This window comes from Nocardia neocaledoniensis (genome assembly GCF_029868625.1).
Lineage (GTDB): Bacteria > Actinomycetota > Actinomycetes > Mycobacteriales > Mycobacteriaceae > Nocardia > Nocardia neocaledoniensis_A.
In genome coordinates, this window is the sequence record NZ_JARWOJ010000118.1 from 24,421 (window position 1) to 34,786 (window position 10,366).

16 protein-coding genes are annotated in these 10,366 nt (G+C 65.8%); 14 read left to right on the forward strand and 2 right to left on the reverse strand.

Translation table 11 applies throughout. From position 1 onward, the window contains the following. Positions 1-46 precede the first annotated feature (46 nt). The gene (locus QH270_RS08010; protein WP_280339876.1) at positions 47-493 is read right to left on the reverse strand and encodes a hypothetical protein; all 447 of its coding nucleotides are present in this window, start codon (positions 491-493) and stop codon (positions 47-49) included. A gap of 304 nt (positions 494-797) precedes the next feature. Here QH270_RS08010 and rplN point away from each other — a divergent pair, with 304 nt between their 5' ends. From rplN to QH270_RS08035, 5 genes are all read left to right on the forward strand, one after another. Then, positions 798-1,166 carry a 50S ribosomal protein L14 gene (rplN, locus tag QH270_RS08015; protein ID WP_019045060.1) on the forward strand — a complete coding sequence of 123 codons (369 nt, stop codon included), beginning with the start codon at positions 798-800 and terminating at the stop codon, positions 1,164-1,166. A 2-nt stretch (positions 1,167-1,168) separates the two neighbouring features. Further along, a complete protein-coding gene (gene rplX, locus QH270_RS08020) occupies positions 1,169-1,486 on the forward strand; it encodes a 50S ribosomal protein L24 (RefSeq protein WP_110037193.1) in 318 nt (105 codons plus the stop codon). Position 1,487: 1 nt separating this feature from the next. After that, entirely contained in the window at positions 1,488-2,051 is a 564-nt protein-coding gene (rplE, locus tag QH270_RS08025; RefSeq protein ID WP_107654148.1) for a 50S ribosomal protein L5, read from the forward strand. Positions 2,052-2,055: 4 nt separating this feature from the next. Next, positions 2,056-2,241 carry a type Z 30S ribosomal protein S14 gene (locus QH270_RS08030; RefSeq protein WP_014981705.1) on the forward strand — a complete coding sequence of 62 codons (186 nt, stop codon included), beginning with the start codon at positions 2,056-2,058 and terminating at the stop codon, positions 2,239-2,241. A 180-nt stretch (positions 2,242-2,421) separates the two neighbouring features. Next, positions 2,422-2,670: a hypothetical protein gene (locus QH270_RS08035; protein ID WP_280339879.1), complete on the forward strand. Its 249-nt coding sequence runs from the start codon at positions 2,422-2,424 to the stop codon at positions 2,668-2,670. A gap of 24 nt (positions 2,671-2,694) precedes the next feature. Here QH270_RS08035 and QH270_RS08040 read toward each other — a convergent pair whose 3' ends face one another. Next, entirely contained in the window at positions 2,695-4,263 is a 1,569-nt protein-coding gene (locus QH270_RS08040) for an alpha/beta hydrolase (RefSeq protein WP_280339881.1), read from the reverse strand. A 387-nt stretch (positions 4,264-4,650) separates the two neighbouring features. Here QH270_RS08040 and QH270_RS08045 point away from each other — a divergent pair, with 387 nt between their 5' ends. The 9 genes from QH270_RS08045 to QH270_RS08085 all read left to right on the forward strand — a co-directional run bounded on the left by QH270_RS08045 (position 4,651) and on the right by QH270_RS08085 (position 10,227). Then, complete coding sequence (locus QH270_RS08045; protein WP_280339882.1) at positions 4,651-5,313, forward strand: YoaK family protein; 663 nt, start codon at positions 4,651-4,653, stop codon at positions 5,311-5,313. A gap of 219 nt (positions 5,314-5,532) precedes the next feature. After that, a complete protein-coding gene (rpsH, locus tag QH270_RS08050) occupies positions 5,533-5,931 on the forward strand; it encodes a 30S ribosomal protein S8 (RefSeq protein WP_067491077.1) in 399 nt (132 codons plus the stop codon). 15 nt (positions 5,932-5,946) lie between these two features. Further along, on the forward strand, positions 5,947-6,486 hold the full coding sequence (gene rplF, locus QH270_RS08055) for a 50S ribosomal protein L6 (protein ID WP_019045067.1): 540 nt from the start codon (positions 5,947-5,949) through the stop codon (positions 6,484-6,486). A gap of 2 nt (positions 6,487-6,488) precedes the next feature. After that, positions 6,489-6,896, forward strand: coding sequence for a 50S ribosomal protein L18 (gene rplR, locus QH270_RS08060; protein WP_110037187.1), 408 nt, complete (start codon positions 6,489-6,491; stop codon positions 6,894-6,896). A 31-nt stretch (positions 6,897-6,927) separates the two neighbouring features. Next, on the forward strand, positions 6,928-7,578 hold the full coding sequence (rpsE, locus tag QH270_RS08065; protein ID WP_110037186.1) for a 30S ribosomal protein S5: 651 nt from the start codon (positions 6,928-6,930) through the stop codon (positions 7,576-7,578). Positions 7,579-7,580: 2 nt separating this feature from the next. Next, complete coding sequence (rpmD, locus tag QH270_RS08070; protein ID WP_019045070.1) at positions 7,581-7,760, forward strand: 50S ribosomal protein L30; 180 nt, start codon at positions 7,581-7,583, stop codon at positions 7,758-7,760. A gap of 2 nt (positions 7,761-7,762) precedes the next feature. Next, positions 7,763-8,206 (forward strand): 50S ribosomal protein L15, encoded by a 444-nt coding sequence (gene rplO / locus QH270_RS08075; protein ID WP_232996647.1) that lies wholly within the window; start codon positions 7,763-7,765, stop codon positions 8,204-8,206. Positions 8,207-8,362: 156 nt separating this feature from the next. Beyond that, entirely contained in the window at positions 8,363-9,685 is a 1,323-nt protein-coding gene (secY, locus tag QH270_RS08080; RefSeq protein WP_280221603.1) for a preprotein translocase subunit SecY, read from the forward strand. After that, on the forward strand, positions 9,682-10,227 hold the full coding sequence (locus QH270_RS08085; protein ID WP_110037183.1) for an adenylate kinase: 546 nt from the start codon (positions 9,682-9,684) through the stop codon (positions 10,225-10,227). The genes secY and QH270_RS08085 overlap by 4 nt, the downstream gene beginning before the upstream one ends. The last annotated feature ends 139 nt before the right edge of the window (positions 10,228-10,366 follow it).

A 10,366-nucleotide genomic window follows, 5' to 3' on the forward strand; every position in this document is an offset into this window, starting at 1 on the left:
CCCAGGCTACCGGCGGACGGGCGGATCGGTGGGGGTAGCGGTGCGGCTAGTCCGAGGAGATACCCGCGCTGCCGGTGGCCATGTCGCAGGCCAGTCCGCTGCCCGCGTCGATGATCTTCATGACGGTCGGCACCCGCTTGGTCACCAGCGGTGCTCCGGTGGCGTGCAGCAGCAGCGACAACTGCACCTCGACCTGGGTCTCGACGTGGTAGTAGGCGGTGGCCTTGGCGACGGTGACGCCGCCGACGGTCACCTCCAGGTCGACGGTGTCGCTGGCGAAGAACGTGCCGTTGGCGACGAAGTCCACCTGGGCACCGACGTAGTCGTCGAGGCCGACGACATCGATCTTGGACGTGCAGCCCACGGTCAGGGTGTCGGTGAGCATGTCGATGATCGGGCCCGCGGTGGCGTGCGGGGCGGCCAGGGCGAGCACCGCGGCGAAGGCGCTCGCGGTGGTCGCGATCCGGCGGGTGGTCGGCAGGGTGATGTGCATGTGCGACTCCTCATCAGCTCGTACCTCGACGAGCAGGGCGACCGTAGCAACGGCGTGAGCGCGCTCACAGGAGTTTGAAACATACTCGCTTCAAAATTGCGATGGCGACCCCCCGATTTGGGTCGACCTGGGGATTCACCTACACTAGACCGGTTGCCTGCGGGAGCTCTGCGCCCGCAATCCGGCAGTGAACCCCCAGTGGTAGGTATTTCCGCTGGCAGGCGCGCGTCCGGAGGGTGACTGACCATGTGCGTCGGGTCGGCAATCCGGCGTACGTATACATCCAGGTCCAGGAGGTGCTGAAGTGATTCAGCAGGAGTCGCGACTGCGCGTCGCCGACAACACCGGGGCGAAGGAAATCCTTTGCATCCGCGTGCTCGGTGGCTCGTCGCGTCGCTATGCCGGTATCGGTGACATCATCGTCGCCACCGTCAAGGACGCCATCCCCGGCGCGAACGTCAAGAAGGGCGACGTCGTCAAGGCTGTCGTCGTGCGCACCGTCAAGGAGCGCCGCCGTCCGGACGGTTCCTACATCAAGTTCGATGAGAACGCCGCCGTGCTCATCAAGGCGGACAACGATCCGCGTGGCACCCGCATCTTCGGCCCCGTCGGCCGCGAGCTGCGCGACAAGCGCTTCATGAAGATCGTTTCGCTGGCCCCGGAGGTGCTCTGACCATGAAGGTGCACAAGGGTGACACCGTTCTCGTCATCGCGGGCAAGGACAAGGGCGCCAAGGGCAAGGTCATCCAGGCCTACCCGGCGAACAACAAGGTCCTCGTCGAAGGCGTGAACCGGATCAAGAAGCACGTCGCGGATTCCGCGAACCAGCGTGGCGCCTCTTCGGGCGGCATCGTGACCCAGGAAGCCCCCATCCACGTGTCCAACGTGATGGTCGTCGACTCCGACGGTAACCCGACTCGCGTCGGCTACCGCACCGACGAAGAGACCGGCAAGCGGGTTCGGATCTCCCGTAAGAACGGGAAGGACATCTGACATGACCACCTCTGAGCAGACTCAGCCCCGGCTGAAGGCGCGCTACCGCGCCGAGATCAAGGACGCGCTGAACAGCGAGTTCAACTACGCCAACGTGATGCAGATCCCGGGCGTGGTGAAGGTCGTCGTCAACATGGGTGTCGGCGACGCCGCCCGTGACGCCAAGCTGATCAACGGTGCCGTCAAGGACCTGGAGCTGATCACCGGTCAGAAGCCGGAGATCCGCAAGGCCACCAAGTCGATCGCGCAGTTCAAGCTCCGTGAGGGCATGCCGATCGGCGCGAAGGTCACCCTCCGTGGCGACCGCATGTGGGAGTTCCTGGACCGCCTGGTCTCCATCGCGCTGCCGCGTATCCGCGACTTCCGCGGCCTGTCGCCGAAGCAGTTCGACGGCAACGGCAACTACACGTTCGGCCTGAGCGAGCAGTCGATGTTCCACGAGATCGACGTGGACTCCATCGACCGCCCGCGCGGTATGGACATCACCGTGGTGACCACTGCGACCAACAACGAAGAAGGCCGTGCGCTGCTCAAGCACCTCGGCTTCCCGTTCAAGGAGAACTGAGCACATGGCCAAGAAAGCACTGGTCAACAAGGCCAACGCCAAGCCGAAGTTCGCGGTCCGCGCCTACACCCGCTGCCAGCGTTGCGGCCGCCCCCACGCGGTGTACCGCAAGTTCGGCCTGTGCCGCGTGTGCCTGCGCGAGATGGCCCACCGTGGCGAGCTCCCGGGCGTGCACAAGAGCTCCTGGTGACTTCGCGCTCCTCGTGAGCGCGGCCACCTAGGCGAATATCGAAGCAAGGCACGGACTTCCGTACGGGAGTCCGTGCCTTCGCGCGTTTTCGGTGTCGGTCGTCGTGTGGTCGCCCACCGATCTGAGCGAAATATGTTCATTTCACTCTTGTGGGGCGCGACGGTGGTGTTCCCTTGGCGCATGAAGAAGATCGCAACCGCCGCAGTCCTTTCCTGGGCACTCCTCGCCGCTCCCGCAGTCGCCACCGCGGCGCCCGCCGCACCGGCCCCGGTCGCCGAATCCGGTTCAGCCGGGGGCGGAAGTGGGTCCGGGGGTGGGTCGGGCTCGTCGGAAACGGCGTTGATCTGCTCGCCGCTCGCGCAGCTGGCGTTCGCCACCGGCAGCGTCGAGAAGCCGCCGCTCTACGACCTGCTCTGCCTGATCAGCTGACGCAGGTGACGGCCCGCCGCCGAATCAGGCGAAGGGGGAGCGGTCGATGCCGCAGCGGGTGCCGTCCGGGGGGAGCGCGCCGGTGAACAGGTAGTCGCGCTTGACATGTTCGGCGCAGGTGCTGGCGACGTACATGCTGCTGTGCCCGGCGCCCTCGATGACGACGACCTGGGCACGGGACAGCTGGGCGGCGCCGGCGTAGGCGCCGTGCAGCGGAGTGGCCGGGTCGTATCGGCTGTTCAGGACAAGGATCGGGGCGGCGGTCTCGCGGTTCCACGGGCCGGTGTAGCGGTCGAGGTCGCGGGTCTGCCAGAAGGCGCACGGCATGGCGTTGAAGACGGCGGTGCGGCCGAAGTAGGGGTTGTGCAGGTCCTCGGCGGCCGCGACCCGGCTGTAGGCGGCGGGATCGGTCGGGACGGTGCTGTCGGCGCACTGGATGGCGTAGAACGCCTCGACGCGATTGGCGGGATAGTTCTTGTCGAACAGCGCGTCGGGGACGCGGGCGGGCAGCGTGGTCGCCGCGTCGAACAGGTTCTGCAACAGGACCGCGAGATCGGCGTAGGTCTCGGGGCGCGAAAGACTGCCCGCGGTGCTCACGACCTGCGAGAATGTCCACGGTGTTCCGTCGAGTGTGATCGGTGCCAGCCGTGCCCGCTCCGCCAGTGCGAGCCATTTGAGTTTCGGATCGCCGGCCGAGAACGCGCAGCGCGGGCCCGCCGCCGAGCAGTCGCGCAGGAAGGCGTCGAAAGTCTCGGCGATGCCGACCGCCACGCCCTGCCTGGTGTCGAGTGGCAGATTCGCCCCGTCGGCGCCGTGCCCGTTCGCATTGCCCTCGAAGTCGAGCGAACCGTCGAACGCCATCGCCCGCACCCGGCCGGGGAACATATTGGCGTAGACCGCGCCGACCTGCGTGCCATAGGAGATGCCGTGATAGGTGAGCGCGGCGTCGCCGACCGCGCGGCGCAGCAGGTCCAGGTCGCGGGCGGTGTTCGCGGTGGAGGCATGGCGCAGGATCGGCCCGGCCGTGGCCTCGCAGCGCGCGGCGATATCGGCGGATCTGGCGAAGAATTCCGGCTCGTCGCGCGGATCGGTGGGGGTGCCGGGGAAGGAACCCAGATAGTCCGCCTGCTCTTCGGCGCCGGCGAAACAACGCGCGCCCGCGCTGCGTGACACTCCGCGCGGATCCCAGGAGACCAGGTCGAACCGGGCGCGTAGCTCCGTGGAGAACAGCCACGGCCAACTCGCCCGCTCCCGCAGCCGATCCACCCCGGAGGGCCCCGGCCCTCCGAAGTTCACGAACAGCGTGCCGATTCGCTGACCGGGGTCGGTGGCGGGGAGCTTGATCACCGCCAGATCGATCTGCTCGCCCCGGGGGCTGTTGTAGTCCAGCGGCACTCGCGCGGTCGAGCACTGGAAGCCGTCTTCGCAATCGGACCAGCTCAGCTCCGGTGTGGCGGCTTCTTCGGCGAGCCGGTCGAGATAGGGATCAGCCGCGTGCGCGGACGGCACCGAGAGCGCACCGAAGCCGAGCGCGACAGCCAGCATGCCGACCAGGGCTCGGCGAGTTCCACGGCGCGCGGAGCGCGAAAACACCTGCCGAGCCTCCTGCACAGATCCGACGAACCTCGCGAAGCTACCACATAGGTAGCTCGGCTCACGATCGGAAGTGATTGGGCTCGAACAGGATTCACGGCCGGGCCGGCGGACCGAAGCTGTGGCGCGGTGGCGTGGGTTACCGGGAGATTACCTGCGATGAATATTCCTGTGCAATTCCCGAGAATGTGATCCCGGCACTGGCCGACGCTATTTGTCGCGGCTACGTTCGGAATGGTCGCACGACAGCGAAACAGGTAGTTGGGTTCAACGTAGATCCCCTGTTCGGTAACAAACAGAGGATGTGGAATTGTGACCGTGACCACAGAAGAAACTGGCCGTGACTTGGAACACCGGCCGCCCCTACGGGGGATTCCGACGGGCGCGATGCCGCTGGTCGCTTTTCTTTCGGCGCTGGCCGGATTTATCGGCGCCGCCGCCTATACGCATTCCGCCGGATATTTCGTCACGTTTATGACCGGAAATACCGAGCGGGCAGTTCTCGGCTGGTTCGACAATGACAGGTTGCTCGCCATCGGCGCCTTGACGCTGCTGTTCTCGTTCGGTCTCGGCGTGTTCGTCGCCTCGCTGCTGCGGCGGCGGATGTGGCGCAACGACCACTACGGCGCCTCGGTGGTGACCACGGTGGCGCTGGCCGTGGCCGCGGTCGTCGACTACGCGCTCGACCGCACCGGTGGCCAAGAGGTGGGGTTCATCCCCATCGCGTTCGTCGCCTTCGCGGTCGGCGCGCTCAACACCGCTTTCGTCAAGAACGGCGAGACCGCCGTCCCGCTGAGCTACGCCACCGGCACGGTCGTGAAACTGAGTCAGGGCATCGAGAGTCACGTGAGCGGGGGATCGGTGCGCGATTGGCTGGGGTACGGGCTGCAATACGCGGCGTTCGCCGGTGGCGCGCTGCTCGGCGGCTCGGCGAGCCTGGTCGTCGGTGGCGAGCTGATGCTGATCATGGCCGCGGGTGTCTCGGCGGCGGTGATCCCGCTCACCTCGACGGGCCGCGCTGGTCGGTATCGGACCCGGATTTTGTCCTGACCACGGCATTGCCTACACTAGACCGGTTGCCTGGGCACATCTGTGTCCGCTGGCGCCTCGCGTAGGCGGATGAGTTGCCAGGCACCGAGAGCTCGTAACGAGAACTCATCCGGTCGGTAAGTGCCGCCCGGACCAGCCGAATTGTTGTAGGCCCACGGTCGCCGCGCGAGCGGTGACGCTGCATGGGAACCGCAGCGAGAAAGGTGTCGAGGTCTAACCATGACCATGACTGATCCGATCGCAGACTTCTTGACGCGTCTGCGCAACGCCAACTCGGCGTACCACGATCAGGTGAAGGCGCCCCACTCCAAGCTCAAGGCGAACATCGCCGAGATCTTGAAGCGTGAGGGCTACATCGCCGATTACCGCACCGAAGACGCGCCGGTGGGCAAGGCCCTCGTCGTCGATCTGAAGTACGGCCCCAGCCGTGAGCGCAGCCTGCAGGGCCTGCGTCGCGTCTCGAAGCCGGGTCTGCGTGTGTACGCGAAGTCCACCAACCTGCCCAAGGTCCTCGGCGGCCTCGGCGTGGCGATCATTTCCACGTCGACCGGTCTGCTCACCGACCGTCAGGCGGCCAAGCAGGGCGTGGGCGGCGAAGTCCTCGCCTACGTCTGGTAAGGGAGGTCAGGACAAATGTCGCGTATTGGTAAGAAGCCCATCGAGATTCCGGCCGGCGTCGACGTCACCATCGACGGCCAGGTCGTCACGGTGAAGGGGCCCAAGGGCACCCTGTCGCACACCGTCGCCGAGCCGATCACCGTCACCAAGGGTGAGGGTAACGAGCTGGAGGTGGCCCGTCCCAACGACGAGCGCGCCAACCGCTCGCTGCACGGCCTTTCCCGCACCCTGATCGCCAACATGATCGAGGGTGTCACCAAGGGCTACGAGAAGAAGATGGAAATCTTCGGTGTCGGTTACCGTGTGGCCGCCAAGGGCTCGAACCTCGAGTTCGCCCTGGGCTACAGCCACCCGGTGCCGATCGAGGCCCCGGAGGGCATCACCTTCGCGGTGGAATCGCCCACCAAGTTCTCCGTGTCCGGGATCGACAAGCAGAAGGTCGGCCAGATCTCCGCTGTCATCCACGGACTGCGTAAGCCCGACCCGTACAAGGGCAAGGGCATCCGCTACGCCGGCGAGGTCGTTCGCCGCAAGGTCGGAAAGACGGGTAAGTGATCATGGCGCAAACCGAAAACCAGAAGGCCAAGCGTATTCCGCTGGGCAAGGACGCTTCCACGAAGCGTCGTCTGTCGAAGACCCGCCGTCACTTCCGTCTGCGCAAGAAGGTCGTCGGCACCACCGAGCGTCCGCGCCTGGTGGTCAACCGCTCCTCGCGGCACCTGCACGCCCAGCTCGTCGACGATTCGGTCGGCAAGACCATCGCCGCCGCGTCCTCGATCGAGGCCGATGTGCGTGCGCTGGAGGGCGACAAGTCCGCCAAGGGCGCGAAGGTCGGTCAGCTGATCGCCGAGCGTGCCAAGGCTGCCGGTATCGAGGCGGTCGTGTTCGACCGTGGTGGTCACGACTACCACGGCCGTATCGCGGCGCTGGCCGATGCCGCTCGTGAAGGCGGGTTGAAGTTCTGATGACCAAGATTTCTAACGGAAGGAACGTCTGATGCCGGGACGTCAGCGGCGTGACGGCGGCAACGGACCCGCCGGACAGAACAGCAATGGCCCCGAGGGCAACCGTGGCGACCGCCGCGGTGGCGGCGATCGTCGCGGTGGCGGCGACCGTCGGGACAACGCTGCCGAGAAGAACCAGCTCGAGCGCGTAGTCGCGATCAACCGCGTCTCCAAGGTCGTGAAGGGTGGTCGTCGCTTCAGCTTCACCGCCCTCGTGATCGTCGGTGACGGCAACGGTCTGGTCGGCGTCGGCTACGGCAAGGCCAAGGAAGTTCCCGCGGCCATCCAGAAGGGTGTCGAGGAGGCTCGCAAGGGCTTCTTCCGCGTCCCGATGATCGGCTCGACCATCACCCACCCGGTTCAGGGTGAGGCGGCGGCCGGTGTCGTCATGCTGCGTCCGGCTTCGCCCGGTACCGGTGTGATCGCCGGCGGCGCGGCGCGTGCCGTGCTCGAATGCGCTGGCATTCATGACATTCTGGCCAAGTCGCTCGGTAGCGACAATGCGATCAACGTCGTTCACGCGACGGTTGCCGCGCTCAAGATGCTCCAGCGTCCCGAAGAGGTTGCCGCGCGTCGCGGTCTGCCGATCGAGGACGTCGCTCCGGCGGGCATGCTGCGTGCGCGTGCGGGACAGGGAGCCTGACAATGGCTGATCTCAAGGTGACCCAGATCAAGAGCACCATCGGCGCCAAGGCGAATCAGAAGGACTCCCTGCGTACGCTGGGCCTTCGCAAGATCCGTCAGAGCGTTGTCCGGGAGGACAACGCCCAGAACCGCGGCCTGATCAACGTCGTGCGCCACCTCGTAACAGTTGAGGAGGTCTGACAATGACCATCAAGTTGCATCACCTGCGTCCTGCGCCGGGTTCCAAGACCGAGAAGACCCGTGTGGGTCGCGGTGAGGGTTCCAAGGGCAAGACCGCGGGTCGCGGTACCAAGGGCACGAAGGCACGCAAGAACGTCTCCCCGGCGTTCGAGGGTGGCCAGATGCCGCTGCACATGCGCCTGCCGAAGCTGAAGGGCTTCACCAACCGCTTCCGCGTGGAGTACCAGGTTGTGAACGTGGGCCGCATCGCGGAGCTGTTCCCCGAGGGCGGCACGGTCGGCAAGGCCGAGCTCGTCGCGGCCGGCGCCGTTCGCAAGAACGAGTTGGTCAAGGTCCTCGGCGACGGTGAGATCGGCGTGGCGGTCCAGGTGACCGCCGACAAGGTGACCGGCTCCGCCAAGGAGAAGATCACCGCCGCCGGTGGCACTGTCACCGAACTGGCCTGACGGTACTGTTAGTCAGCAGTGGACACCGGACGAGTCGCGAGCTCGTCCGGTGTCACTGTTAGAGTTCAAGTGTTGTCTGCCAAAGCTCGTCATCGGCTGACGTTTCCGTAGAACCGAAGTCGCATGGCATGACCATGTCGTTCGCCAGGAGGATCTGTGCTTTCCGCCTTCGTATCGGCCTTCCGGACTCCGGACTTACGGCGGAAGATTCTCTTCACGCTGGGGTTGATCGCGCTGTACCGGTTGGGTGCCGCGCTGCCGTCCCCCGGTGTCGACTATCGCGCGGTCCAGGACTGCGTGAAACTGGTCTCCGGCGGTGAGTCCGCCGGTATCTACCAGCTCATCAATCTCTTCTCCGGTGGTGCGCTCCTGCAGCTGTCGGTGTTCGCGATCGGCATCATGCCGTACATCACCGCGAGCATCATCATCCAGCTGCTGACCGTCGTCATCCCGCGCTTCGAGGAGCTGCGCAAGGAAGGCCAAGCAGGCCAGACCAAGATGACGCAGTACACCCGCTACCTGTCGATCGCCCTGGCGATCCTGCAGGCGACGGGTCTCGTGGCGCTCGCGGCGCGCGGTCAGCTGTTGCAGGGCTGCCAGCAGGACATCCTGGCCGACACCAGCATCTTCGGCATGATCATCATCGTCCTGGTGATGACCGCCGGTGCCGCGTTGGTCATGTGGTTCGGCGAGCAGATCACCGAGCGCGGCGTCGGCAACGGCATGTCGCTGCTCATCTTCGCCGGTATCGCCGCGCGCATCCCGATCGACGGCAAGTCGATCCTGGACACCCGCGGTGGCCTGGTCTTCGGTCTCGTCTGTGCCGCCGTGCTGGCGATCATCGTGGCCGTGATCTTCGTCGAGCAGGGCCAGCGCCGGATCCCGGTGCAGTACGCCAAGCGCGTCGTCGGCCGCAAGATGTACGGCGGTTCGTCGACCTACCTGCCGTTGAAGGTCAACCAGGCCGGTGTCATCCCGGTGATCTTCGCGTCCTCGCTGCTCTACCTGCCGAACCTGATCTCGCAGCTCACCGGTTCGGCGACGGCGACGGACCCGAGCTGGTGGCAGGAGATCATCCAGAAGTACCTGGTGAATCCGTCCAACCCGGTCTACATCGCCATCTACTTCGGCCTGATCGTTTTCTTCACCTACTTCTACGTCGCGATCACCTTCAACCCGGAGGAACGCGCGGACGAGATGAAGAAGTTCGGCGGCTTCATCCCGGGCTACCGTCCCGGCAAGCCGACCGCCGACTATCTCAACTTTGTTCTGAGCCGCATCACCCTGCCTGGCTCGATCTACCTCGGCTTGGTCGCCGTGCTCCCGAACCTGTTCCTCGATATGGGTAACTCGGGTGCGGTGGCGAACCTGCCGTTCGGCGGTACCGCGGTGCTCATCATGGTCAGCGTGGGTCTCGACACGGTCAAGCAGATCGAGAGCCAGCTGATGAATCGAAATTACGAAGGGTTCCTCAAGTGAGAGTTGTTCTGCTCGGGCCGCCGGGTGCCGGCAAAGGTACTCAGGCCGTCCTGCTGTCGGAAAAGCTGGGCGTTCCGCACATCTCCACCGGAGACCTCTTCCGCGCGAACATCAGCCAGCAGACCGCTCTCGGGCGTGAAGCGCAGAAGTACATGGACGCGGGCGACCTCGTCCCCAGCGATGTCACCAATCGCATGGTCGAGGCCAGGGTGGCCGAGCCGGACGCCGCCAACGGCTTCGTGCTCGACGGCTACCCGCGCACCGTCGACCAGGGCGACGCGCTGAAGAAGATCCTCGAGCACAACGGCACCGCGCTCGACGCCGTGCTGTGCTTCGTGGTGCCGGAGTCGCTGCTCAAGGAGCGCATGCTCGCGCGTGGCCGCGCCGACGACACCGACGAGGTGATCGACAACCGCCTGCGCGTGTACCGCGAGGAGACCGAGCCGCTGCTCGAGTACTACGACGGTCTGGTCGTGACGGTCGAGGGTGTCGGCGAGGTCGAGGAAGTCAACAATCGGGCGCTGAAGGCGCTCGGCCACTGATGGTCTTCAGCCGGAAGAAGAAGGTCGTGCCGTTCCGGACGGCGGGCGAGCTCGACGCCATGCAGGCGGCGCTGCTCATGGGCTACTACGCCGGGCCGACGCTGACCCAGCCCGGCACCACCCTGAGCCTGCGCAATCT

Coding starts and splice junctions, on each gene's coding strand:
- QH270_RS08035 (WP_280339879.1), top strand. CDS start 2,422: ATGAAGAAGATCGCAACCGCCGCAGTCCTTTCCTGGGCACTCCTCGCC.
- QH270_RS08030 (WP_014981705.1), top strand. CDS start 2,056: ATGGCCAAGAAAGCACTGGTCAACAAGGCCAACGCCAAGCCGAAGTTC.
- rplF (WP_019045067.1), top strand. CDS start 5,947: ATGTCGCGTATTGGTAAGAAGCCCATCGAGATTCCGGCCGGCGTCGAC.
- rplE (WP_107654148.1), top strand. CDS start 1,488: ATGACCACCTCTGAGCAGACTCAGCCCCGGCTGAAGGCGCGCTACCGC.
- QH270_RS08045 (WP_280339882.1), top strand. CDS start 4,651: ATGCCGCTGGTCGCTTTTCTTTCGGCGCTGGCCGGATTTATCGGCGCC.
- rplX (WP_110037193.1), top strand. CDS start 1,169: ATGAAGGTGCACAAGGGTGACACCGTTCTCGTCATCGCGGGCAAGGAC.
- rplR (WP_110037187.1), top strand. CDS start 6,489: ATGGCGCAAACCGAAAACCAGAAGGCCAAGCGTATTCCGCTGGGCAAG.
- rplO (WP_232996647.1), top strand. CDS start 7,763: ATGACCATCAAGTTGCATCACCTGCGTCCTGCGCCGGGTTCCAAGACC.
- rpsE (WP_110037186.1), top strand. CDS start 6,928: ATGCCGGGACGTCAGCGGCGTGACGGCGGCAACGGACCCGCCGGACAG.
- rpsH (WP_067491077.1), top strand. CDS start 5,533: ATGACCATGACTGATCCGATCGCAGACTTCTTGACGCGTCTGCGCAAC.
- rpmD (WP_019045070.1), top strand. CDS start 7,581: ATGGCTGATCTCAAGGTGACCCAGATCAAGAGCACCATCGGCGCCAAG.
- QH270_RS08010 (WP_280339876.1), bottom strand. CDS start 493: ATGCACATCACCCTGCCGACCACCCGCCGGATCGCGACCACCGCGAGC.